This window comes from Chryseobacterium taklimakanense, from assembly GCF_900187185.1.
In the GTDB taxonomy this organism is placed as follows: Bacteria; Bacteroidota; Bacteroidia; order Flavobacteriales; family Weeksellaceae; genus Planobacterium; species Planobacterium taklimakanense.
In genome coordinates this window covers 2,285,436-2,310,267 of sequence record NZ_LT906465.1, presented here as the reverse complement: position 1 = coordinate 2,310,267, position 24,832 = coordinate 2,285,436, and the positions used below count along the sequence as shown (strand labels likewise).

28 protein-coding genes are annotated in these 24,832 nt (G+C 34.4%); 11 read left to right on the top strand and 17 right to left on the bottom strand.

What is annotated here, in order from left to right; translation table 11 throughout:
* Position 1: 1 nt before the first annotated feature.
* Together CKV81_RS11070 and CKV81_RS11065 are read right to left on the bottom strand one after the other, a co-directional pair.
* The gene (locus CKV81_RS11070) at positions 2 to 868 is read right to left on the bottom strand and encodes a BadF/BadG/BcrA/BcrD ATPase family protein (RefSeq protein WP_095073202.1); all 867 of its coding nucleotides are present in this window, start codon (positions 866 to 868) and stop codon (positions 2 to 4) included.
* A 56-nt stretch (positions 869 to 924) separates the two neighbouring features.
* Positions 925 to 1,173, bottom strand: a complete 249-nt coding sequence (locus CKV81_RS11065) for a hypothetical protein (protein WP_095073200.1) — start codon at positions 1,171 to 1,173, stop codon at positions 925 to 927.
* Positions 1,174 to 1,402: 229 nt separating this feature from the next.
* Between CKV81_RS11065 and CKV81_RS11060 the strand changes: the two genes are divergently transcribed.
* Genes CKV81_RS11060 through CKV81_RS11045 form a run of 4 tightly spaced genes read left to right on the top strand, consistent with a single transcriptional unit; the run spans position 1,403 to position 5,172 of the window.
* Complete coding sequence (locus CKV81_RS11060; protein ID WP_095073197.1) at positions 1,403 to 1,864, top strand: GtrA family protein; 462 nt, start codon at positions 1,403 to 1,405, stop codon at positions 1,862 to 1,864.
* A gap of 43 nt (positions 1,865 to 1,907) precedes the next feature.
* Positions 1,908 to 2,642 carry a lysophospholipid acyltransferase family protein gene (locus tag CKV81_RS11055; RefSeq protein WP_095073194.1) on the top strand — a complete coding sequence of 245 codons (735 nt, stop codon included), beginning with the start codon at positions 1,908 to 1,910 and terminating at the stop codon, positions 2,640 to 2,642.
* A 33-nt stretch (positions 2,643 to 2,675) separates the two neighbouring features.
* Positions 2,676 to 4,121, top strand: a complete 1,446-nt coding sequence (locus tag CKV81_RS11050; RefSeq protein WP_095073192.1) for an MFS transporter — start codon at positions 2,676 to 2,678, stop codon at positions 4,119 to 4,121.
* Positions 4,117 to 5,172 (top strand): DUF3810 domain-containing protein, encoded by a 1,056-nt coding sequence (locus tag CKV81_RS11045; protein ID WP_095074445.1) that lies wholly within the window; start codon positions 4,117 to 4,119, stop codon positions 5,170 to 5,172. Before CKV81_RS11050 ends, CKV81_RS11045 begins: the two co-directional genes overlap by 5 nt.
* 625 nt (positions 5,173 to 5,797) lie before the next feature.
* On the opposite strand, the gene CKV81_RS13470 is transcribed toward CKV81_RS11045, so the two are convergent.
* Entirely contained in the window at positions 5,798 to 6,295 is a 498-nt protein-coding gene (locus CKV81_RS13470; RefSeq protein WP_220096588.1) for a hypothetical protein, read from the bottom strand.
* 186 nt (positions 6,296 to 6,481) lie between these two features.
* A complete protein-coding gene (locus tag CKV81_RS13465) occupies positions 6,482 to 7,195 on the bottom strand; it encodes a transposase (protein ID WP_198409817.1) in 714 nt (237 codons plus the stop codon).
* A gap of 131 nt (positions 7,196 to 7,326) precedes the next feature.
* Between CKV81_RS13465 and CKV81_RS11030 the strand changes: the two genes are divergently transcribed.
* The gene (locus CKV81_RS11030) at positions 7,327 to 7,572 is read left to right on the top strand and encodes a hypothetical protein (protein ID WP_095073188.1); all 246 of its coding nucleotides are present in this window, start codon (positions 7,327 to 7,329) and stop codon (positions 7,570 to 7,572) included.
* A 267-nt stretch (positions 7,573 to 7,839) separates the two neighbouring features.
* Here CKV81_RS11030 and CKV81_RS11025 read toward each other — a convergent pair whose 3' ends face one another.
* The 13 genes from CKV81_RS11025 to CKV81_RS10965 all read right to left on the bottom strand — a co-directional run bounded on the left by CKV81_RS11025 (position 7,840) and on the right by CKV81_RS10965 (position 21,654).
* Positions 7,840 to 9,972: an NERD domain-containing protein gene (locus CKV81_RS11025; RefSeq protein WP_095073186.1), complete on the bottom strand. Its 2,133-nt coding sequence runs from the start codon at positions 9,970 to 9,972 to the stop codon at positions 7,840 to 7,842.
* 26 nt (positions 9,973 to 9,998) lie between these two features.
* The gene (locus CKV81_RS11020; RefSeq protein ID WP_258454602.1) at positions 9,999 to 10,970 is read right to left on the bottom strand and encodes a type II TA system antitoxin MqsA family protein; all 972 of its coding nucleotides are present in this window, start codon (positions 10,968 to 10,970) and stop codon (positions 9,999 to 10,001) included.
* Between the two features lie 34 nt (positions 10,971 to 11,004).
* Positions 11,005 to 11,343 (bottom strand): type II toxin-antitoxin system MqsR family toxin, encoded by a 339-nt coding sequence (locus tag CKV81_RS11015; RefSeq protein ID WP_095073184.1) that lies wholly within the window; start codon positions 11,341 to 11,343, stop codon positions 11,005 to 11,007.
* Positions 11,344 to 11,433: 90 nt separating this feature from the next.
* Entirely contained in the window at positions 11,434 to 12,963 is a 1,530-nt protein-coding gene (locus CKV81_RS11010; protein ID WP_095073182.1) for an LA2681 family HEPN domain-containing protein, read from the bottom strand.
* A gap of 4 nt (positions 12,964 to 12,967) precedes the next feature.
* Positions 12,968 to 13,306 (bottom strand): hypothetical protein, encoded by a 339-nt coding sequence (locus CKV81_RS11005; protein ID WP_031504028.1) that lies wholly within the window; start codon positions 13,304 to 13,306, stop codon positions 12,968 to 12,970.
* 26 nt (positions 13,307 to 13,332) lie between these two features.
* Entirely contained in the window at positions 13,333 to 14,076 is a 744-nt protein-coding gene (locus CKV81_RS11000; RefSeq protein WP_095073179.1) for a putative phage abortive infection protein, read from the bottom strand.
* Positions 14,045 to 14,494: a hypothetical protein gene (locus CKV81_RS10995; protein WP_095073177.1), complete on the bottom strand. Its 450-nt coding sequence runs from the start codon at positions 14,492 to 14,494 to the stop codon at positions 14,045 to 14,047. Before CKV81_RS10995 ends, CKV81_RS11000 begins: the two co-directional genes overlap by 32 nt.
* A 1-nt stretch (position 14,495) precedes the next feature.
* Complete coding sequence (locus CKV81_RS10990) at positions 14,496 to 15,326, bottom strand: hypothetical protein (RefSeq protein WP_095073175.1); 831 nt, start codon at positions 15,324 to 15,326, stop codon at positions 14,496 to 14,498.
* Positions 15,289 to 16,743 (bottom strand): restriction endonuclease subunit S domain-containing protein, encoded by a 1,455-nt coding sequence (locus CKV81_RS13460; RefSeq protein ID WP_198409816.1) that lies wholly within the window; start codon positions 16,741 to 16,743, stop codon positions 15,289 to 15,291. Before CKV81_RS13460 ends, CKV81_RS10990 begins: the two co-directional genes overlap by 38 nt.
* Before the next feature lie 32 nt (positions 16,744 to 16,775).
* Entirely contained in the window at positions 16,776 to 18,845 is a 2,070-nt protein-coding gene (locus CKV81_RS10980) for an N-6 DNA methylase (RefSeq protein ID WP_095073173.1), read from the bottom strand.
* 387 nt (positions 18,846 to 19,232) lie between these two features.
* A complete protein-coding gene (locus CKV81_RS10975; RefSeq protein ID WP_095073172.1) occupies positions 19,233 to 20,498 on the bottom strand; it encodes a site-specific integrase in 1,266 nt (421 codons plus the stop codon).
* A gap of 14 nt (positions 20,499 to 20,512) precedes the next feature.
* Entirely contained in the window at positions 20,513 to 21,202 is a 690-nt protein-coding gene (locus CKV81_RS10970) for a hypothetical protein (RefSeq protein WP_024564038.1), read from the bottom strand.
* Between the two features lie 2 nt (positions 21,203 to 21,204).
* On the bottom strand, positions 21,205 to 21,654 hold the full coding sequence (locus CKV81_RS10965; RefSeq protein WP_133159943.1) for a hypothetical protein: 450 nt from the start codon (positions 21,652 to 21,654) through the stop codon (positions 21,205 to 21,207).
* A 134-nt stretch (positions 21,655 to 21,788) separates the two neighbouring features.
* Between CKV81_RS10965 and CKV81_RS10960 the strand changes: the two genes are divergently transcribed.
* The 6 genes from CKV81_RS10960 to CKV81_RS10935 all read left to right on the top strand — a co-directional run bounded on the left by CKV81_RS10960 (position 21,789) and on the right by CKV81_RS10935 (position 24,791).
* Positions 21,789 to 22,073, top strand: coding sequence for a DUF3853 family protein (locus CKV81_RS10960; protein WP_024564040.1), 285 nt, complete (start codon positions 21,789 to 21,791; stop codon positions 22,071 to 22,073).
* Positions 22,073 to 22,324 carry a DUF3853 family protein gene (locus tag CKV81_RS10955; RefSeq protein WP_024564041.1) on the top strand — a complete coding sequence of 84 codons (252 nt, stop codon included), beginning with the start codon at positions 22,073 to 22,075 and terminating at the stop codon, positions 22,322 to 22,324. The genes CKV81_RS10960 and CKV81_RS10955 overlap by 1 nt, the downstream gene beginning before the upstream one ends.
* A 2-nt stretch (positions 22,325 to 22,326) precedes the next feature.
* Positions 22,327 to 23,037: a ribonuclease H family protein gene (locus tag CKV81_RS10950; RefSeq protein ID WP_024564042.1), complete on the top strand. Its 711-nt coding sequence runs from the start codon at positions 22,327 to 22,329 to the stop codon at positions 23,035 to 23,037.
* A gap of 51 nt (positions 23,038 to 23,088) precedes the next feature.
* Positions 23,089 to 23,316, top strand: a complete 228-nt coding sequence (locus CKV81_RS10945) for a hypothetical protein (protein ID WP_024564043.1) — start codon at positions 23,089 to 23,091, stop codon at positions 23,314 to 23,316.
* 50 nt (positions 23,317 to 23,366) lie between these two features.
* Complete coding sequence (locus tag CKV81_RS10940; RefSeq protein WP_024564044.1) at positions 23,367 to 24,491, top strand: hypothetical protein; 1,125 nt, start codon at positions 23,367 to 23,369, stop codon at positions 24,489 to 24,491.
* Positions 24,492 to 24,554: 63 nt separating this feature from the next.
* Complete coding sequence (locus CKV81_RS10935; protein WP_123903502.1) at positions 24,555 to 24,791, top strand: hypothetical protein; 237 nt, start codon at positions 24,555 to 24,557, stop codon at positions 24,789 to 24,791.
* Positions 24,792 to 24,832: the final 41 nt, after the last annotated feature.

Genomic DNA, 24,832 nt, shown 5'->3' with positions numbered 1-24,832 from the left:
ATTATATCCCAAGATTCGGGAGAATGTACTGTCTGTGGTATTCCACAAGGCTTTCGATAGGCTTCTGCACAATCTTGCCGATGTTTAAGTGCAGGTCGGCTGCTGCTGAACGCAAAATATCTTCGTAATAATAGGCGATGGATCCAATGAAATTCACCTCACTGCTTTTACTTTCCTCATACGGAATGACCTGATAATCGAGGTAGTTTTTCAGTTCCTGAAAGACGAGATGCTGCAGATACGGATGCTCTTTGCGTGTAACGATAAATCTGCTGAATTCTGCCAAATAAGCATTTGCCCGGGGATTGTGGTACATATTTGCGATAAGATCCTCGATATTCAGGTTATAAGCTTCCGTAAATTCTTTGTGAAGGTCTGGCGGCATTTTTTTCATGAAATAGTTCTTCACCAAAAGCTTCCCAAGAGCGCAGCCGCTTCCTTCATCACCTATTAAAAATCCAAGAGACGGCAGTTCGCGCTTAATGTTTTCGCCATCGAAATAGCATGCATTGGAACCGGTCCCGAGAATACAGACGATGGCCGGCCTCCCGTTGTATGCTGAATAAGCTGCTGCAGTAAGGTCTTCTTTTACGGTAATTTTAGCGTTTGTAAAAACTTTCTTCAGCGAATCTTCAACCCTGAGGCAATTTTCGCGCACACCGCAGCCAGAACCATAAAAATAAATATGATTCACCTGAAAACGGTTTTCGGAAAGCTGCTGATTATTTAATATCTCTGCCGGAATTTGTGAAACGTCTATGATATTGGGATTGAACCCAATGGTTTCTGTCTTGAAGGCGATGTCCCAGTTATGATCCAAAATAACCCAATCGCATTTTGTGGAGCCGCCATCAACAATAGCAATCATATTTTAACAAAATTTAAAGATGCTAAAATATAAAAATTAATCTTAAAATTATATGCTTAATCTTCGCTGCTTTCTTCCAGAAGCCAGTCTTCTATCTCGTCTTCAAGATATGAGGTCTGCAGTTTTACAGCGTTAATGAAATCATCCGGAATAGATGCTCCTTCAGAGGTTTCAAGATTCCAAAGCTCGTCCGACATCGTTTGGTATTCAGAATAAACTCTCCTGAAGCGGTCATTTGTTTTTTCAAGCTCTTCAATACGTTTTTGTTGAGGCTCAAATTTGCGGTATCGTCTTGAGTTGTTCACAATACTTTCACATTTAATGGTTAAAAAGGATAAAGTCAGACAATGTATTCTTAGAGAATCTTCAAGATAAGCCGCGCTGCCAGCGAATAATTTTCAGCAGCAGGGTGATATCAGGTAATTTTTTGCAATTTATTGATTAAAGGTAAAAATATTTTTGAAACTGCAAAATTTCTTTTGATAATTTTATTAATGTTTAACATTATTTTAAATTTGCAGCACAAAAGATAAAATGAAACAACTTCTGCTGAGCCAAAAACAGGTGCTTTTCTTTGTGTTAGCAGGCGCTATGAGCGCTGTAATCGAAGTTGGGACATTTAAATTTTTCAGCGTGCAGCTGCCGCCGATATTTGCCTGGGAAAAGAATCTGTACGGAGTTCATTTTCCTTTAAGCAACATTCTTTCAACCTCCTGCGGTATTATTTCAAACTATTTTTTCAGCATCTGGTTTGTTTTCGAGAGAGGCAAGCATTCAAAAAGGAGAGAATTTGCTTATTTCATTGCAATTTCTGCGATTTCCACGGTGCTCAGCCTTATGTTTTTCCAGATATTTTACAGCAGCGCTTTCAGAAATGAATATTTCGATTTAGGATTTTTCGTCTTCAGCCCGGAAATGCTGAGCAAGATCGCTGCAATCGTTTTGGTTTCTGTCTTGAATTACTCCGTTAAAAAAAGAATTATTTTCAGCGGATAACCTCAGCACCTAAATTTTTATATTTTTGAGGCAGAAAATTTCTATGAAAAAAATTCTGAATTATCTGTGGCGCGCCTGGTTCCTATTTCTGGCATTTCTATTTATCCTGATTTTTGGCCTGCCGGTAATCCTGCTTTCCATCAAAGAATCTCATTTCAAATATGCCTACATCTTTATCCGCTGGTGGTGTATCATACTTTTTTACGGCATGGGATTCCGCTACGAACTCATCAAAAAGACCGAAAAATCCATCGATAAAAAAAGGCAATATATTTTCATATCTAATCATACTTCGATTATTGATATTATGCTGATGAGCGTTCTTCATCCGCACCATCCCTTATGTTTCATCGGGAAAAAAGAACTTGCCAACATCCCCGTTTTCAGTATTATCTATAAAAGAATATGCATTCTGGTGGACCGTAAAGATCCGCGCAGCCGCGCCGATGTTTACCGCCGGGCAGCAGAAAAAATGAACCACGGACAAAATATTGTGATCTTCCCGGAGGGCGGCGTTCCCGATGACAGTTCGATCATACTGGATACCTTTAAAGACGGAGCGTTCATTCTCTCAGCCAAACATGATTTTCCAATAGCGGTTTATACTTTTGCAGGCTTGAAGGAAATGTTTCCGTTTGATTATTCGAAGGGTTTTCCGGGAAAGGTTCAGGTTTATTTAAATGAAATTCTTGAACCTTCAGCAAATACACAGGAGCTGAAATTAATTTCTCATAATGAGATAAAAAAGACGCTGACTGAATACTTTGAAACCAAATAAATAATTATATTTGTTTTAACAATTACCAAAAATATGTCTGTAAACACCAAACAAACCAACTGGGGACAGTTTATCCCGCTGGTTACTGTATTTTTCTTCTGGGGCTTCGTTGCTGCGAGTAACGACATTTTGATTCCGGTTTTCAAGAAAGCTTTTAACCTGACCCAAATGCAGAGCCAAATGGTTCAGTTTGCGTTTTATGTGGCATATACGGTGGGATCCCTTATTTATATGTTAATTTCTAAGGGGATGAAGCAGGATTTAATCAATAAAATCGGTTACAAAAACGGTTTGATATTAGGTTTGCTGATTTCTGCAGCGGGCACGCTCCTGTTTATTCCTGCGGCAAACGCAGGTTCTTTTGTCCTGATGATATCGGGACTTTTCACGGTAGGTTTGGGATTCTCCCTTCAACAGATTGTTGCTAATCCACTGGCAATCGCATTAGGGCCAAATGAAACCGGATCACAAAGACTGACGATGGCCGGCGGTATCAACAATTTTGGTACGACCATCGGCCCGCTTATTGTTTCTTTCGCAATTTTCGGTTCCGCAACAGCAGCAAATACTGAAGCAAGCGTTGAATCTGTTAAAATTCCGTATCTGATTTTAGGTGCGGCTTTTGTTTTAGTTGCGCTCCTGCTTAAATTTTCATCTCTGCCTAAAGCCACTGAAACCAATACTGCAGATACCCATGATTTACAGCCTGGGCATCACCGCAAAAGTGCTTTTGCTTTCCCACAATTGGTTTTGGGAATGATTGCGATTTTCGTGTATGTTGGTGTGGAAGTCTCCACTGCGAGTAATTTACCGGCTTATATGGAAAACAATCTTGGTTTTGAAACTAAAGATATCGCACCTTATGTTTCTTTATACTGGGCATCTTTGATGATCGGCAGATGGACCGGCGCTGTAGAAGCGTTTGATGCCGGAGCTGGCTTCAAGAAAACCATGAGGTTTATCGCGCCATATCTTGCTTTTGCGGTATTCCTGTTGGTTAACTTTATTGCTCAGCACGATCTCAAACCTTTCTATATTTATGCGTTCGTAATTTTGGTGATGATTGCGGCTGACATTGCGAGCAAAGGTAATCCGGCAAGAATGCTTCTTATCTTTTCCTGCCTTGGGATTCTGGCACTGTTGATCGGGATGCTGACTTCCGGAATGGTTTCTGTTTATGCATTTACCAGCGTAGGTCTGTTCTGCTCTACTTTATGGCCATGTATTTTTGCTCTTGCAATTAATGGATTGGGAAAACACACCAATGAAGGTTCCGGTTATCTGATCATGATGATTATGGGTGGAGGTATCGTGAGTTTGCTTCAGGGCTATATCGCTGATCTTACCAATATTCATTTCAGCTATATTGTTGGAATCGTGTGTTTTGCATACCTTGCGTTCTATGCTGTGCGCGTTACAGGAATCCTCAGGGCTCAGGGAATTGAACTTGACAAAGTAAAAACAGAAGGTGGCCATTAATAATACAAAAATATTATCAAAGAAAAGGTTTTGGGCAGGTGTTTTACTTGCCCAATTTCTTTTGTTCTACCTATTCTCAAAAATAGATTTTATCATCCGGCTGGCTGAGTCATTCTTTGAAAAGCAAAAAGCCATTCACCAAAGCCTTTTTTCAAAATTTAATTTTTCGGTGGGCGATGTTTTTTATGTTTTGCTTGCCGTCTTATTAATTTATCTGATTTTAAGAACCGTTCTGAAGCGGGGCCAACGGAATGGTGTCAGGCTGCTGATCATTTTAAATATAATCTATTTTAGTTATCAGATATTTTGGGGACTGCTGTATTTCCAGGATCCAATAAGTGAAAAGCTTCCCGATTACGAAATAAAACTGGATGACGCAAAAGCATTATCCCTGATATATCTTGAGAAATGTAAAAGAACCAGAGCACAGGTACAGGAAGACCGGAACGGTGTTTTTAAGGTTTATGATAAAAATTTGGTGGTGGAAGAAATTCTCAGGAATCAGAAGCAGTTACCGCAATTCCTTAACCCAAAAGCCGGAAGTGATGTTGACAGCTTTAAATCTTCCCTATTCAAAGACATCATGAGTTACACTGGGATTTACGGCTACTATAATCCATTTACTGCGGAAGCTCAGTACAATCCAAAATTACCTTCGACACATCTCCCATTCACTTTAGCACATGAGAGCGCCCACCAGCTGGGCTATGCGCGTGAACAGGAAGCTAATTTTATAGGGTATTTAATTGGTGTAAACTCCCGGAACATGGATTTGAAATACAGCACGGAGTATTTCGTGCTTAAAAGCCTGTTAAATTTGATTGTAGAGCAGGATGAAAAATTTGTAAAAGCTGTTATTGCCCGATATTCTCCAGGAATGAAAAGAGACAGGCTATATGAAATAATGTTTCGATACAGACATTCCGGAGTTTTAGATTCATTCTTTGGGTTTACAAATAATATTTTTCTAAAAACAAACCAACAGGAAGGCAGCATCACTTACAGCTATTTTAACGATTTGTTAATCAGGTATGAAAAAGAACACCAATAAAAAAGAATCGCATCTTGCGACACGATTCTAAAAACACAAATGATGAAAAAAAATTTATTGCTTCTGTGAAGCGTGTGCCTCATTAAAGCGATGTAAAAGTAGCACAATTTTTTTTTATAACAAATTTTTTTATACTTTTTTCTTTCAAATTTTGAGAAATTTTACTTTATGGATTCTACTGAAGCTTTTTTAATATTTATCTATAAAAAATATTCAAAAGCAGCACTTTTGTAGCAAAATAATTATCTAATCGGTGTTTGCCACACCCAATTACAACCTGGAACATTCTTTCATTTACGAAACAGAATTGAGCAGGTAATAAAAAAACCGATGCACAAAATGCATCGGTTTTAGTAGCGAAGACGGGAGTATAGATTAATTTCAATAAACAACCATAAATATTTATTTTATTGTTTTTTAACATTTTACAATATTTTATAACACAATGAAAAACATTAAAACCCAATGAACAATCCCAAATTTAGTCCCCGATTTTTGAAGGAGGGACTAATAAAAATTACCCAAATTGAATTATTATTAGGTTTCGATATTGTCTCTGTCCCCCAATAATATAGAGACATACGCCCCCTAAAATTTATTTTAATTATCATTAGTTAGTCGTTCCTTAACAAAACCCACTATTTAATTTATTTTTAAAAACAGGATTAGAAAACAGCATAATTTGTATCTTACAAAATAAGAAAATAATTTTCTGTTTCAGTAGTTCCATCATTTTCTTCATGTTCCAAGCGGTTGCAGCTAGTAATGCATTGATTTGTGGTCCCGTTTCTCCCATGAAGTAATTTTTTGCCAGCCTAAAATCGGTTTTTAAATGTCCGATGATAGTTTCTATTGCCGCTCTGGTTCTAAATTTTTTGCGCTTTGTCTGCTTTTGATAAGCAGTGTCTTTTTTTCTTGGAGTGCTTGGGATGAAGATTTTCACGCCCTTTATTTCTGATTTTCCTCTGCCACCTCTATCGTAAAGGAGTTCTTTTGGGAGCTTTTGACCACCGGTTTCCATCTGTTCCAAAAGTGGTTCTATGGTGTGACCATCGTAAGGAGTTTGCAAAAATGCTTTAATCCCGAGAATGATTTTCTTGCCTTTGTTGGCGGTGGTTATCAAACCTACCTTATTCCCAAATTGTTCATTGCTTTATTATTGTTTTTTAATGGTATTCACGAATACTTCGCATTTCATACTGGCTATGCGCTTTTCCTTTGGCAATACATCGGGTAAAAGGCTTGTGAATACTGTAAATTTTATCGGCATCGTTTCTTTTTTGTGTGACAACCTTGGTGTACAATGTCATTAAATCTTTATAAATTCTTGCTGTCCTGCATTAAAATTCCGTTGCAATTCACGAATCAGTCTCATGGCGATGGTTTTGAGCTGTCTTTGAGATTTCCTTGCCGCTTTTGCCCGCTTGGGATGTTTTCCGTTGTAGGTGTTGCGCACCATTTGTTTGCTGACTTTTGTGTAGCGTTGTCTTTGTTTTATGCCTTCATTTCCGGCTATTTTGTTGCAATAATCGATCACTTTTTTGCACAATTTTGCATCGGTAGGAAAAGAGGTATTATTCTCCTGAACGGTAGTATCGGACAAAACAAAATTTGAGGTGTTCGTCTTGGCATCGTGCATTCTTACGCTGTAGGCAAAGATTTTTTCGATACCTTTTTCGCCAATTCTTTTTCGGAAATGAACAAAATTACTCGGGTCACAAGGAAATTCGTGTTCAAAGAAAACCCTGCCACAAAAATGCTGCATATAAGGATTCATGATCCAGGCTTTTTCCAACGTCTCATTGCCCAAATTATACAAATGTTTCAGTAGCAAACAACCCACCATAAACCGAATCGGATGGCTCGGATTGCCCACTTTGGAATACAAGGGCGAAAATTCTTTCTCAAAATAATTCCAATCTATTTTTTCTGAAAGTAGAACAAGTTCATGCTCGTGGTCAATAAAATCCACCAACATTGGGCGGAATAATTCTGGCTTCTTTTCTGGATTTTTCCCCAACATATTTGCAAGGTTTTAAAGCTCTAAGATACAAATTCTTGCAATAAAAAACAAGCTATTCTAAACCCAAAATACTACTAATCAGTAAATTATAGGTGGTTTAAGGAGAGACTAAACATTCCTTATGTGCCTGAATGAAAAAAGCGGCTGTAAAGACAGTGGTATGGAATGCTGAAAGAAAATGCTTTTTGTTGCTGGAAGTGGGGCGATGGGTGCTGGAAGTTTTTTGGAAAGGTATTTTCTTTCAGTATGGAATACGACTGTGCGCGGTGAAGAAAGCGACTGGACGACTTGTCCGTGCAGTGGCTGAAGGAACTTGGAAAATCCCGAAACAGTCTGTACCATTTTTCTGCATCCTTGAATGGGTGGCGGGGATTTGAAGGTTTTGATTTGGGAAACTTATCTTCTAAATTATAATGACACCGGCGGCTGGAAGGCGGTGGATTGTGCGGGCTTCGCCCAAACAAAAGGAAAGCATTTTACATAATGCCACATTATAGGCACTTGGCATTAGCTTGTGAGGGAATGAAGGTTTGCAGAATGTTTTGGAATTTGCTTTGGACTGCATACCGTAAAGGACGAACTCCCCGTTGCGTTGGACTGTGCGTATAATGTTCATTATGTAACTTGCTGGGGAAGAGCGGGGATTAACTTAATATCTTTATAATTCTAATTTCATTTTTATACTCAGCGATTCCAACCCATGTTTTAGCAAACATTTGATTTTTCTTAAACGAAATATATTGATCTAGTCTTTTTTCAAGTAATTCGTAATCATTACCAATCATGAATGTAAAACCAAATCCTCCATCTGACATTGTAAAAATCGAAGCATCATGCAATTCATCATCTTTGTAATACATTTTCTTAATTTTTTCAATTTTCTGCATCAAGTCATTTATTGAATTACGATTAAAACTTAACAGCTTTAATGAAACCAATGATTTACATGGAATAGATGAATTATCAATTTTTGATATTAATTCTTTAAATTTTAAATTTTTGAAATATGAAGGTTTCTTAATAGGTCTACCTTCAAAAAGATGCATATAATAATTGTTTATAAAGTCAGTTTCATTATCAAAGTATACATAATTGGCTCCTTCATTTTTCGCTTTTTCAATAAATCGATCCAAATCTAAACCTCCTCTACTAATAAAATATCCCACTAAATCCATTTCTTCATATATGTGTGCATCATTGTACTCCAAAAATCTTGATCTAGAATCTAAATAATGAAATAATAGAGAAGGGGTTTCGAAAAAATCATTTATAGAAATTAAATCATACAAACTTATGATCCACGGAAAATATTTCTCAGAAAAAAAATTTAATTCGTCATCAGTTTTTATTTTAGGAATGATGTTGCCTAAAGGTTCTAGAGTTAAACTGACTAATTGAAAAACAGCATTTCGCGGCTTTTCAATTACAATTAATTTCCCATTTTTATCATAAAAATCTGCACCAATTTCAATAAAATCAATTGTTCGAACTGCCTGATCATATGATTTTTTTATTAAATCATTTAAGTGATCCTTTGTTTTATCTTTATGACCGGATTTTGCTTTTTCAGAAATAACATTTGCTTTTGCTTCAATAACAAATACATAATTATCAAAAACAATAATAGCGTCAGTCTCATATCTATTTTCACCGTCATAATAAAAGACATTCTTATAGATTTTTGATTCTGGTAAAAGTGAGGAAAAGTAATCTACACCAGTATCTAATAGAAAATCGTGTTTAATCTTTGTATACCTATCAAATAATTTTGTGTGTTTGCGGAATTCCTTTTTGTAAACCTCTTCCACCGCCCAATTAAAAAGGGGGATTGAAGGAATTAAATAACTTTCATTGTGCTTGATAATAGGTTTATGATGCAGATAGTTCAAAGGTTGATAAATCTTTTCATTTTCAGGGATTTCCAGGAATTGACAAGAATAAGTATTTAGAAAATTTTTTACTTCTGTTACATCAATATCGCAGAATTCCGCAAGTTCATCAACTGTGAAAACATAGCATTTACTAAAATTTTTGTAGAGTTGCGTAAGACTATGCTTAATGCACAAATCTCGAATGTCGATTTCACGCTTATTTATTACTTCTTCGAGGTTAACAATATTTGATCCAATACTTTCTGCCCCAACAACTCCTTTTTTATATTTTATTAATTGCTTTGCAAGTACTTTACCTTTTTCTATTGTTTCATCAGATGCAGTGGCATATTTTTTACGTAAAAATTCAACAATTTTCTTTCTTATAATTATTGTTGTATCGTGTGAAAACCCGAATATTTTTTCTATTTTATCATTAAATGGTTTGTAAAGTATTTTAGAAAAAGATAAATGATGTTCAGGATGACCGGGATTTCTTATATTAGCCGACTCTCTTTGTAAAGTCAAATTAATTTCGGACAATAAACTTTTATCCATTGGTTTTTCAGACATGGAAATAGCATCACTTAAAAAACAGAAGCGTAAAGCGGCTTCTTGAATTTTCTCGAAAGCAAACGGTAGTTCATCTTCGGAAATGATAGTTTGTTCAATAATCGGTTTTTTCAGGCAGTGAATTGCAACAGCTTCTGCAACAAAAAAGTGTTTATCTTCCCTATAATCTGAATATTCATTGCCATTGTGCAACGCATTATAAAATGCCAAATAGCTAATTAGATCTAAAGAATTGATTTTACCGGATATATCACAAATTATTTCAAAATTTTCCTGTAGCTTGACCGGGAGATCTTTTTTCCATTCATCGTAAATTTTTTCATGCTCTTCCATTCTAAGCTGTAAAAATCACGGATAAATTAAAATGAACTTAAATCAAAAGCGTAAGTATAATCAATCAAGGCATTGTCTTCCTGATTTTTAAGCCACGCTGTTTCTTTATGACTAATCTCCACCACTTCTTTGGTAGTTTTCCCTTTAAAAAATCTACAAACATTTTGCAATGTTTTTAGTTCATCTTCCGAAAACGACTGCCAATCTGAAAGCTTCTCGTCTCCTAAAAGGAACTGTTCGCCTACTTTACCATCCGGATATTCTATGTATTTTATTTTTACAAAACTATCCTTTTCCATTTTTTCAAAAAGACTTCTGAAGTTATCCGGAACCGGACCTCTTGCTATGGCTGCGTATCGGCAACCTGATATTGAAGAACCAAAATTTTTATATTGCAAAAAATCAGAATAAAAAAGTAATTTATTTAATAATGTTTTTTGTGGTTTCAAATTTTTAGCAAAGTATGCAACCATGGTTGCTAACCTGTTATAATCCGGCGATTTGTAACCCGTAAAGGGGCTTGGTTCTTTACCACCCAATAAAAACTCTTCAAAGGAAAAATCATCTTCAAAACCTACAAGTTTTGCATTGATTTTTGTAATTATTGATTTATAGTCTTTCTCCTTAATTATTGCTTTATTGCTTTCCAACATGTTTTTGAAAACAAAAGGACTGTCCGCTAAACGTATTGCCTTTGCATTCGAAATACTGGGAATTTCTCCATTTTCATAGAGAGCATACTGATTAGGACCAAAACCAAACAGTTCGCTCATTTTTGCAGCAGACAAGCCATATTTCTGACGAAGTTTTTTAATTTCTTCCGGGAACGGAATGTTATTCAATTCCCGGTATTTGTTATAAATCTGACGAAGGTTAACTTCATCTAATTCTGTGGTTACCACACTTTGTTTCGTGTCTTCACAATAATAACTAAGGTTTGTGTATTCGATTTCCTGTTTTCTGAAACTTACTTTTCTTGATTCTTTTTGTAGTTTCATTTCTTTTCCCGTGAAAGGACTTTTCATAATGTTCTCACTTAAATGGATAGTTCATAGGATACTGTGAGGTATGGAAAGAAATACATATTACATTAAGCGCGGTAATTGTAATTTTAATGTATACTTCCTTTTCTTTGACTTTCTTTCCGAAAACCCACATGGGTTCTATGCCATACTGATCGTTATCTAACGGACCTTCGGAATAGTCTTCCAGAACAAGCTTTTCGATATAAGCTTTTCTTTCAAGTGCTTTAATCTCTAACTCTGCGAGTGTTTGGGTGTTTACCTGCCTGTCGATAAAGAAAATTTCGCCTGCAGCGCTTACAGACTTCAGTTCTTTAAGAAACTGTGATACTTCATCTTTGGTGGCCAAGGTTGTAATCTTTGCGCAAAGATATAAAACAAAAATTAAACCACAAAGTTTTATTTATCATTTAATTTAACAATTTTATAAACTTTAAAGTTAGAATTTCATATAAATCGGAACTTCGCTTAAATTCATTGGAAGTGTCGGCAGACCATTACTTTCTTTTTGACCTTCTTCATAATTAATAATAAAAGCAAGATACATTATCGCAGCTCGAACTGTTTTTAACAACCGCAAAGTTTTACTTTCAAAATCATCACGGTTTATTATAAAAATAATTTCTTTGTCAGCATTAAAGAAATTACTATACAAATAAGTATCATACATTATTTTCAGGCCTTTGTGCTCAATAGAGTTTCGTAATTCGGCAATCTGTTTTGAATCTGGATCTAACACCTCATCATGTTCTTTAATGAAAAAATCTTTACTTAACCAGAATAACCCTCTTAAAGCCCAATTTTGAGAGTTTTGAAAATGCTCATGTAATGTTTTGTTATCTTTCTTGAACCAAACACTTCTAAAGTTTACGCGATTGTAGTTGTTTCCCAGTTTCAAATAATCATTTAGGAAATATGCAATTTTATCTAAAATTGAATAGGTGTTGCGAAAAGCACTTTTAGCGAGTTCAAGATTGTAAGAAAACAAAGCACTTTCCATAGTATCTACAATTACTACATCTTCGTCTGAAAAATGAGGATCTTGAAAAACGACTGATTTGTAATAGAAATATCTTGCAGTTGCAAATTCCTGCTTAAGTTGATTGTAAAGTGTGAAATATGTTGGTGGCGCTTTGGTTTCTAAGATTAAAGATGGCAAATTCAAGCAATCGTGAGAAGCAAATTTAGACGCTCCCAAATCGTTTAAAGGATTAATGTAAAGGTAATTTTCTAAACACCAATATCGGTAATTGTTCAGTTTTTCATTATCACCAAATTCAAAACTGTTTAAATTAAACTGTTCTGAAAGGATTTTTACATCATAAGTAGCATCCATATACGATTTCATCTTGAGAAATTGATTTGCAGCATCACCTTCAAGATATTCCTTAAAGTGTAATGCTTCTTTGATTTTATGGTAGCCGTAGTTAATAAAATATAACTTATGTGAATTGTCAAAAATTTGATTTGAATAAAACATTAAGCCATGTCCACTATTTGCTAATGCCATTGGAAAATTAGGGAAAATATTTAATGCCTTGCGCCAATATTCCTGCGCTTCAATAAACCTGCCTATAAAAGAAAAAGTATTACCAAGATTAGTATAAATCTGACATTTCCTTAAGTCATCTATTTCTTCAAATCCTAGAGATGCAATTGCTTTTCGAAGATGGAATACCTCATGTGAAATTTCTTCCATTTCAAAATTCCAGGAATCGGGTGTGTTGAAATATTTTAATTTACGCAAATAGCCGTAGCCGTTTGCAATATCGTAATAAAGCAACGTTTGCAAAGGGGCTGATAATTCTTCTATTTGAATCTGACCAATTAAATCAAAAGCTTTACTAATACCTGAGATACTATTATTATCAAAAGAAAGATCAAACAATTCTCCAACAATATCTACCTGTTCTTTACCTGTAAGATTAGAAATATCAGTAATTAGCAAAAGGTCTTCAAACTTTTTCATGTAGTTACCAATGCGATTGTATCCTTTTAATTTTCTGATATCTATCCTGGTGAATCGCAACAATTTCATCGACTAAATATTCTCGCCACCCTATATGATTAAAAGGCTTTATAAAAATGATTGGAATATTATTCTTGCAATAGATTTCTTCACGTCTTCCATAGTCATTTAGACCGGGATTACCGATTACCTCAATGTAAATTCCCAATTCAGGCAGGTAAAAATCCGGACAAAATATGCGTGGGCGATTGCCATCATCTGTAAGAAATACAGGTTGCTCGAATGTCCAAAATATTTTAAGTTCTTTTAAGAAATTGCAGACTTCCAATTCTGCTTTTGACATACTGTCGTAGACGCTATTCATTTGGATTAATTTAAGTTGCTTAATCGTTCTTTAATTTCTATCCATTCAAACATTGGTTTTCCTTGTGAATTATATTCAGGCAGAACCTGATTTTCAAGTGGGTGCTTGTAGAAATCGCACAGTGGCAACGGTAAAGATTTAACAATACAATATTTTTCTAAATAATTAACGGAATTAGAACTGCTTTTGCCCAACCACGTATATCCCAACACACTAAGGGCATTATAATATATAAAAAGTTGTTCGTGACTTGTTAACTGCGCTCTTAAGTTGGTAATATAATTGTATTTTTCATCGTCTGAAAGTAATTCAGTTGGCTGATCATCTACAAACTTCACTATTTGAAAAAGGTGGCGAACATAATGGCTTAATTCTGAAGAATGACCAATGAAAGCACGATACCTAAACCTTATCCAAAAAGTACGTCTTTCATTTGAAAGATATTCGTAATCCGTTTCTTCAATTAATAAAAACATTTCTTTTACCTCCTCATAAATAGAAAACAACCTATCACTCATTAATTCTTTAAACAAAGGGTTATTACTATTATTGATCCCAAAGAAAAAAATTAAGTAGGCTAATTGGTAGAGTTCTTCCTCAGTATAATTAGAGGGGTTAGAATCGAAAGAATCAAAAAGGAGATATTTGTTATATAATATTTCGTAAGCACATTTCAACTCCTGAACAAGAGGATAAAAGACTTTAACACCCGCGTATTTATCTCCAATTGAAATCTCTTGTGTTTTCACGATGAATTTCTAAAAGATTATAATATTTATTCTCGAATTGCTCTTTGCTGATACGATTTTGGGCATCCAAAAAACGTGATTCCTGTATTTTTGCATCATCTTGTTGTGATTTCTGATTTAAAAGAAACTGTTTCCGTTGCTCAATGTTCGCATCATATTGTGCCCAAAATGCTATAAAAGTTAGCATTGCTGCAATGATTGCAACACTCGGTCCCATAATACCACCAATGGTATCTCCTATTTCGTTAGGCTTGTCAATTTTAAATGACAAACAGCTGCTACACTGTGTTACTATCCAAGGTAAAAAGAGTATTATAAATATTGATATTCCAAAAGAAATCGATCCTACTTTTAAAATACTGTTAGGCTTTTTTTCAAGTTTTGAAATTATTTCTTCATCTGTAGAATTTTGCTGCATACTATCTTATTTTTTCAAGAATTATTCTTAATAAATGAAAGGCACTATTGTATGCTTTTTGGGCTTCAAGATTAGGAACTAACTCACCATGAAAAAGAACGTTCCGCATCTGATATAAAATTTCAATAAGAGCCCTTATTACCAAATGTCCGTAACAATTGGGGTTTTGTATATCGCGCTTTAATTTGTAGGCATCACACACATAATAATTTATTGGTGCTTCTCTTGGTTCATCCTGCATTACCGAAATTATATTTGATGGTTCAAGTTCCTGAAAGCACAGACGAACCTGTTCTTTCACCTGATTAGAAAGGCCTTGATAATGCGCGTTATTTTGCAAATGAACTAAATCATATTCTGTATGTTGATAACTGAAAACACTTGAACTATCTGAAAGTTTGTTGACATTAATCTGCACAGAGGTTACCTCACCAACAAATCTACCGTCTGTTCTACGAAGAAAATATCGATTTCTGTTAAAATCAATACTTTTTTGATTTATAGTATTTCTTTCTTTTACAATATTATCAAATGATATTCTACCATCTCGCCCATTGATCTGTTGTGCTTGTAACTGAAAAATTAAAGTTGCCAAATGACTTTTGAACTCCAAGGATAGTTGAGAATCTGTTTCCAATAACATATTGATTGCATTTCTTACCGTATTTGCATCGTTCTTTATTGTATTGATTTTCTCTCTATCAGAATTGAATTGAGGATAAGTATTATTATACCAAGCATTAAAGGGAATCCACGCTTTAATGTAATGCCCAATATAATCTATATTCGCCTGATCAATCCAGCGGTTTATGTTTTCCTGACTTACCGGCATCTTTACTATTTTGATTTATGAACTCCATCGCTTTATCCTCGTTTTGCTCAATGGCAATTTCTACAGCTTGCTTTGCAACCTGCAATAGCTGTTCGCTTTCGTTTTTTAATTTGAAACTTTCCTGAACTAAATCTGAAATTTCCTGTTGTATTTCAAAATCTAAAATCGGAATTACCACCTGTGCAATTTCTGAAGGTTTCCAATGTTGAATGATTGAACCTCCCGCATCGCGTTCTGCCTGCATTTTTACTACGATAGAATTCAGAACCAATGTCAGGTAATCCGGCAATATTTTTTCTTTGTTTTTGACTTTTAAATGTAGGATTGCGCCGGAAGTAATTGCATCTATATCTTTTTCTACTTTATAAGCAATTCCCACCGTACCATCTTTAGACAGCAGAATTGAATCTTTTGTAGGTTTGATAATGTTTGAGAACTCTGTTCTATCTAAATGGATTTCGGGATCTGTAAGGCCATATTTACTTAAATTTGAAACTCTAATAAACGGAACACCCTCTTCCTGATATGCCCCTGAGCCTGGCTCAATAGATTTCTTAACTGTAACCAAATACCCTAGTTTATCATTACTTACAGAATTAATATGGGATAAAAGTTCTTCATACTGTGGTTGGTAATATTCAGCGTCCAAACGACCAGATTTCAGAAAAGAATCACTTAAGGACTTTTTGTTAAAATTTTCGTTAGAAAAAGTCAAATTATACAGTCCTAATTTTTCTAGCAAAATATTCTCGGCATTTTTATAAACTGATTTCGATATTTTTTGTGCTTCAGTAATTATTTTGAATAAACCGTCAATAATATTCTCTAATTCTTGTGAAAAAGTAGGTACTGGAATCCTATATAAGTCTGGTTTACTCACAAATGAGATCAACAAATTTGTTTTATAACGATCTTTAAATGAAACACCAAATTTTGATATAAGATATGTTAATAAAACATTTTTACTAATTTTTTTATTTACAGTTAATTTAAATAAACTACCTGTAACTAAAGTCTTCTTCGGAAAATCATCTGGAACTATTGCTACTTTTTCAATTTTCCCTTTAACTTCAATTAATATTTCACCAGGAACAATTCTTCCTTTTGGATACCTTTCCCATTCAGTATTATCTACATAAAATAAATTTTCGGTGGAAATAAATGGAGTTTTGATATCAGTCGCTTGCAAAAATATAGGATATTTTCTTTCAATCGCTTCTATAGAATCAACAATTTTAGTATTTTCATAAACAACCCGATAACCATCTTTGACTAATGATCCCAATGGTCTCAAATTAGGAACAGAATCAAAAAAACTTAAAAATTGTTTCTTAAAATATTCACTATCAATCCTCCTATTATCATTATCAATTAAAACATCTGTTAATTGTAATACACTAATTTCCAGCCCTTCCAACAAATTGTTGTATTTCTCCTGGTTGAAAGGGCCTAGTTCTTTCCCGCGAAAGAGAGTTTTTCTTTTTTGGCAAATTCTATAAATGCTTCTGCTATACCGTCTTTTGTGAGTCCTTCGTGGTTGAACAAATCGTGTTTTACAATAAGGTGGCCGTGTGTATCCAGTAAGAATTCTTCAAGATCAATTGGTTCTTCATCATACACATCTATTGCTACATCCTCCAAATCTTCATTTTTGGTTTTTTTGGCAGACTTTGGATAGTCTTTTTTCTTAACATAGATTTTTTCTCCAGAATTGTCTTTGCTTGGTTCCTGCATTGTCGCAAAGAAGATTGGGTAATCTTCCATCTTTGGACACAAATTATCATCCCATTTCTGAACCAATAAAACTGAAGTTTTTGTGCCTGTGTGTGGTTTAAAAACATTTCCGTGCAAGCCAACAACACCTAAAATACGGCAATGCTCCGCAATGTATTCCCGGATCTGTTTATCCGAACTGTTGTTGAAACGACCTTGAGGTAAAACAATTGCCATACGACCCCCCGGTTTCAGGAAATCTAAATTTCTTTCAATGAACAGAATATCTCTACCTACTTTGGTTTGGTATTTACCATCCGGCTTTTTACCCAAATCGTATTTTGCCAGAATTCTGCTTTCTTTGATATCTCCAGCAAAAGGAGGATTTGCCATCAGGATATCAAAAGTGAAATCACGATTACTGTTTTTGTTGGCTCTTAATTTTTTAAGTTTTTTCCAACCCTCAAAATAAGTGTCTTGCCAATCTTCGTCTTCTGTTTTTTCATCCCAACGCTCCCAATCTAAAGTATTGAGGTGTAAAACATTTGTTTGTCCATCACCTGCAATCAGATTTAGGGTTCTTGCTACGCGAACTGCTCTTTCATCAAAATCTATTGCAAATACTTTATCGTTGACATAATCCGTGCATTCCTGCGGTTTTTCCTCCAAAGTAAACAGGTGGCTTTTATCCAGACCTTTGCTTTTAAGAATGTTTTCCCATACATGAAAAATCGTGTGAACCGGAAAACCACAACTCCCTGCAGCGGTGTCGATAATTGTTTCTTCTCTGTGAGGATTCAACATTTTCACACACATATCAATCACATATCGCGGTGTAAAATATTGTCCTTTTTCCCCTTTACTGCTTTTGTTAATGAGATATTCAAAGGCTTCATCTACTACATCTAAATTTGAATTGAACAGTTTAACATCCTGCAAGGAAGCCACACAAACTGATAAGTGAGAGGGCGTTAACATGATTTTTGCATCATCTGTAAATACGCCTTCCCATTTCTTCTTAGCATTATCAAACAGTTTCTGAATTTTTTCTTTCAATTCAGATTCTGTATCGCCGTAATTTCTAAACTCCAAATTTCTGTCTGCATTTCTACCACTCTGCATTTCATCAAACAATTTTGTGAAAATGAGTTTGAACAATTCTTCAAAAACATCCACACCGGCATTTGCCAATACTTCGTCTTCCATTTCCAGAATAAGATCCTTCAATGATTTTCTTTCGGATACCAGTTTATCTTTTTTGATCAGATCTGCAATTTTCCATCTTTCTTTTAGAACATCAGAAAGTTTTTCGAACGCTGTTGGCAACTGCGATAAATCCTCAAAATAGTTAGGATCTTTACGGTGGTAATAAGAAATTGAATCTCCGTTACTCCAAACACCAATAGGTGCACCTGTTGCATTACAGTAGGATTTTAACTGCTCTTTACCGTCTTTTAATTTGGGTTTTTTAAGTTCCACCATAATGTATGGCGAAGTGGTTTTGTCCTTATCGAAAATGACAATATCAGCACGTTTTTTTTCACGACCAAAGGACACTGCATATTCCAATTCCATACGGTCTGTAGGATAATCCAAGTCTTCAGTAAGCGTTAAGAGGTAAAGTTGCCTAATTGCTTCTTCCGGTGTAAGTTTTATATCTTTTTTGCGGACAATGCAACTGATATAAGGAACTTCTTTATCTTTTACCGTTTTTGTGAAAATTGAGTTTTCAAATTTTTTTATTTTTTCTTCTGAAAACTGGGTTAGTTTATAGTTGGAATCTTTGAGGAATTCTGATAGTGTCATTAAATTGAGTTGTTGGGTATTCTTACAAAAATAGGATAAAACAAACTAAAAAATTGATCTAACAGCGATTTTATTTTATAAAAAAGCCAAAAGTAAATCAAATGCTACCTCCTTTTATCTTTTGACTCCTCGTCATACACAAACTGGTTAAACATCTCCCTCATCCTAGATCTCAAACGATTTCCGTAAATGGATTCAATTTCTCCGGCAGTAAGATTGGTGGTGAGGTGGGTTATGATTCCTTTTTCTTTAAAAAGATCTTAACGTGTGAGCAGATTACTACATACAATTAGTACACAATCTTCAAAGATACTTTAAACTTATTAAAAAAAACTTTTCTTTCAAGGAATTTTTGTTCATTCACTTATTAGGCGAGAAAGATTTTCGTTAAAAAGAATCAAACTTCTCCATAGCTGTTGCTTTTATTTCATCAGCAATATCAATATATGGCTTCATTGCCTTATAATCACTATGTCCTGTCCATTTCATAACCACTTGAGGTGGAATTCCCAAAGACAAAGCATTGCAAACAAAGGTTCTCCTTCCAGCATGAGTACTCATAAGTGAATATTTTGGTAAAACTTCTTCAATCCTTTCATTACCTTTAAAATAAGTTTGGGTAACTAGTTCATCTATCTCAGCTAATTCAGCTAGTTCTTTTAAATAATCGTTCATTTTTTGATTACTGATTACAGGCAAAGCTTTATTATGCTCAAATTCTACATCGATATATTTGTTTAGAAGTTTTCGGCTATAACTATTCAATTCTATTATCAAATTATCTGCTGTTTTGAGTGTTGTTATCTCTAAGTAACCGTCCTTTACATCAGATCTTTTCAAATTAAACACATCCGAATATCTCAATCCCGTAAAGCATTGAAATAAAAAAACATCTCTTATTTTTTCAAGATAGCTTTTATCCGTAGGTATTTCATATTCAGTAAATCTCTTTAACTCAGACTTGTTCAAAAAAATGATTTTCTTTTGAACATTTTTAATTTTTGGTTTAAACTTTTCAAACTCTCCACTTTTTGTATAACCTTTCTTCATAGCCCATTTCAAAAACCACTTCAATGCAGCAAGCTCTTTTGAAATTGTTGAATTCTTGTGATTCTTCCCTTCTAAATATCGCTGATAATTTGAAAGATATTGCTCATTAAATTTCTCAAATGAAATATCATGGTCAAACTCTTCCAATACTTTTTTCTGCGTTTTCATTTTTTGAAGAGTCCTGAAATTCCATTGACTGTTAATCGATTCCTCATTTACAAACATATCATATATCTCAAAAAAATTCTTTTCAGATTTCAGTTCTTCCTTAGGCGTTCTTCCAATCTCAACATTAAACCATTCCCTAAACTGGTCTTGGTTAGGTATCACACCATCAATTTCATATTTCTGAAAAGTTTTCTCACAAGCGGATTCAAATAGTTGTATCTTTCTATTTATAACACTTGCCGAGACTTTTTTGTTCCCGTGAGTTGTATTGGCCTTACAGCGTTGTGTTTCCTTGCTCCATTTTTGTATTTCTACTCTATATCCCAAATTGAAAGCCACAATATTGCCATCCCACTTAATGCGATATCGCAGTTTTGCAGTAGGATTGTCTTTTTCCCTGTCAAGAAGAAATTGAGCGTGATACTTTATATTCATATTAGAAAAATTGATTATCGATTTTCAATAGAACCCAATTTAAAGTCCCGTATTGACACTCCTTCTGCTTTTATAAAGTCATCTAAAGAGTATTTTAAAGTCTTTATCAGTTGGTTGTCAGCATAAATATTTATTGTTTTGGACAAGGTTGGTAAAGTTGTTTGTTCTGAACTGTTTTTATGTGTGTAGATTTTTAAAGAAAAATATAAAACAGGTTCGCGGGTTTCAAAAGATTCAATGGGCTTTAATGAGTTTGCTAATATTCCTGTTTCATTTCTATTACTTGTAAGCTCCTGGGAAATCTTCATTAAGTCAGTGAAAGATGTATAATTAAACCCTCCTGCTTCATCTTTCCAATTGTTCGTTCCCATTGTATTTGTAACAACTGAAATATCCTTATCTCTCGTATCAACAATCTGTTCTAAATTTCCATTATTCACTTTTACAATACGAAGCCATATATTTTGATTGTATTTCTCAATGTCCCCTTCGTTTATTATCTCAATTTTCAACTTTTTTTGAATTTTTATTAAATCTGCTTTTTCATCTTCTAATTTCTTATTTTCTTTTTCCTGATATTTTGAAAAAACCTTTTGTGCGATTTCTGCATCTCTACTTTTCCAATTATTCAAAGCATTTTTCTTCTGCTGAGCAATCACGATTCCCCCAAATAAAATAGCACTAATTATCAAAATCCTTTTCATAGTTATTTTTTTAAAATTTCAAGAAGTATAGTAACCTGTCTCATGCTATCCGATAGTTGCTCTTGACTGGTTTTCAATCTTTCTGTTAGTTCTTTTTGTATTTCTTGATAGCCTTTTTGAAGTTCTATCATATTAGAAAACTCGCTATGCGAAATAGTAACATTTCCACTAATATTTCCATTAATGTTGCTGTTTACATTATTTCCTGAGCCATTATTATTAATGTTTTGGTTGTTGGTTTTTAGCATTTCACCTGATTCCGAAATAAACCACTCTGGATTCAAATCGGTATAAGTGTATAGTATTTTTTCAATAGTATCTGAGTTGAGTCCCGAGTTGTTTTTTATAGCTCTGCCAATTAAACCAACAGACAAACCAGCTTCAACAGTGATTTTATTGGGGTTTAACCCTTTGTAGGTCATGTAACTTTGCAATCTTTCAGTTATAGTCATCTTTAATTTTTTTTTTGTTTTTGAGATTAAAATATAGATATATTTCAATATTTATTTTATATTTGCAATACAAATATAGTAAAATATATACAAATAAGTATTTTTTTAGAACAAATTACAATAAAAATTTCAAAATGGAAGATTATAATAGACCAATTTGGCAATTGACCATAGGTGAATTTGTGGAAATTTTAGATGCCAGAAAACAAGAATCATCAGAAAACCCCACACAAGAAAAGGTATTTAATGAAAAGTATGTTTACGGTCTTTCTGGATTAGCAAGAATATTGGGATGCTCTAAAAATCATGCAGGAAAATTGAAAAGTAAGGGAATTTTTGATGAAGCCATCATTCAAAATGGGAGAAAAATTATCATTGATTCGGAAAAAGCATTAGAACTTTTTAAAGATAACAGCTGATGGAAAACATAACCCCACAAACACCTCTTTGCAATCTGACCGTAAAAGAATTTTTAGAGATATCTAAAAATTTAAATTCTGAAAATATGTATGAATACGGTTTAAAAGGTTTGGCAAAAATTCTGGGCTGTTCCATTTCAAAAGCATCCAAGATTAAATCTTCAGGAATTTTGGATGAAGCCATCATTCAGAAAGGAAACATCATCATCATCGACAAGAAAAAGGCTATAGAACTTTTTGCAAGCAGTTAGAAATGTATTACTTGGAACTTATCGACCGATTTTGGGACTTCAATCACAAGGCAAGACTTGGCTCTTCGGCAATTTCGCTCTATCTGTACCTTTTGAAATTAGGAAAGGACAACGATAGTTATAAGGTCGTTATTTCCGATGTTGCACTCGGTAATGCATTGGGAATAACTAGAAAAACCGTAAAACCGACCAAAGATAAACTTCGCGAGTTGGGTCTTGTTGAATTTGAGTCCAAAAGTGGATTTCCTTGTAATTACAGAATTCTGTTAAATTACTTATCTGATATTCCCATACTGGAGAAAATAGAGAAGGAAAAAATCGAAAAAGTACCAAGTTTGGAAATTGTTGAAAAACATGAAACTTTAAAGAGAAGCGATTCGTCCAAGGAAGTTGTTCCCAAAATCAGTAAATCTAGTGATAAAGTTTCCATTACTGATACTTCCAAAAGCAGCAAGTCAAAAATTATTCCCGAATTGGAAGAATTTATTCAGTTTGCAACAACTTTAGAGGATTATCAGCCTCTTTTGGACTCTGTAATTGAAGAAAAATATCATTCGTGGTTAGAAAACGACTGGCGGAATAGTTCTGGAAGACCCATTTCCAACTGGAAATCCTCATTAAAAAGTATCCTGCCCTATTTGAAGAATAGTCAAAATGATGATACAGTTTCCGTCGATTCCATTCCAAATATCAAACGACCGAAAACATCATGAAATCAATAAAAAGTCGATTTCATTTCTAACAAATCGTAAAAACTTAAAACAATGAAAATATCTGACTTAAAACCTGGTCAAAAAGTAACCATCAATAAAATATCTTACGAATATCTGGGTATCCAGAAAGTGAGGATCCCCAATATAGGAGAAGCCGAAAAAAGGGTGTTCAAAGCAACTGGTGTTGATTCCTACAAACACTACAATCTCATTGATGGAGACAAAACACTGAAAAGTGAGAAAATAAAACTAGTAAAGAAAACTGTTCGAACCAAATAATTACCATCTGAAATCAGGAAATAAGAAATCAGGAACATTAAGAATAGAAAATGTCTTTATCTGAAAAAGATTTGCGCCATGTCCGAAAGAAGTTTGAGGACAAGGGAGAAAAAGTTCCCGACAAGATTCGGCTGGGAAACCATTTCGTGGACGACTTTATTTTTGATGACCAACAAGCGGCGGACATCCCAATCAATGCGCTTCGAGTCATTTTCAATATCGTTGCAATTATCGGCAATGAACAGTTTCGTCCCGAAGACCGTCCGAAGCAACTTTCCCTATTTGATGAAGAATTTGAAACAGAAAATAACATTTTCGCCTCCATCAAAATCCGGAACAGTAAAATTTCTCCGAGTGGTTCCACAAAGCAGGTTGTGGATGCCTATGAGTTTCTCGCCAAATTTAAGATGGGATGGTACAAATCGCTTAATTCAAAAGGGAAAGAAATCAAAACATTTGGCGGACTTATTTCTACGCCAACCTATGACCAAAGAGGTTTTACCACATTTCTAATTAGCAGTTACTGGCTGAAAAAATTATTGGTTATTCCCGAATATAATTATGTACTCTATCATCTGGTGTATAATATCAGAAACAACAAACACATTATTTTCTCCATCTGGCTTTCAAAAATTCCCGAATCGGGAACAATGCTGAAGCTGGGTAATTTCAATAAAAAGTTTGGGTTAAATTATAAAAATACCAAAGATTTCTGCTTCAAATTTCTAAAGCCCATCAAAATCAATCTCGACAGATACAATAGTTTTTCTTTCCAATACAGGTATGAAAAGGATTCCATATTTATTGTTCCTATCTTAACCAAAGGATTTTCTCATCCATTTGAAGAAGCAAAAAAACTTATAGAATCAAACCAAGAGAATTTTAACCAAAGTCATAAAATTAACCGAAGATTGCTCTATTTCAAAAAACGATATAGATTAGACGAAGCCGAAACAGTCCAGTTTTTCCATCAATACGAAAATATACCGCAGACAAGGGAACTGATTGAAAGAGCCTTCAAGGAATTTATTAGGAACTGCAGAATGAGAAAGATAGCATCGACCGACTTTAAAGGTCAAAAATTTCTTATTGAAATTCAGGCACACATCAAGCATTTGTATAGAAATACAAAAATGGGAGAAATATTCCCTAATGGCTATCCGATGATTGTCTGATTTCGGAATTGCACTCACCACCAATTCGGAATTGCACTCACTAAAGTTAAAGAAATGTTAAAAATGAACAAAATAACAGCATCGAATTCGGAATTGCACTCACCCGAAGATTTAGAAAACACAAAAATTGTGGATAACCTAGCTGTTTTGTGGATAACTACGGTTATCAGAATAAATGGAAAAATCGATTCGGAATTGCACTCACCCCAAAACAGGCTTTATTTCGGAATTGCACTCACCCAAATTTCGGAATTGAACTCACTAGTTTTCGGAATTGAACTCACCGAAAAACACCATTAAATCCTTTGTGGCAAAAGAAGAATGCCGTTTGCTAAAAGTAA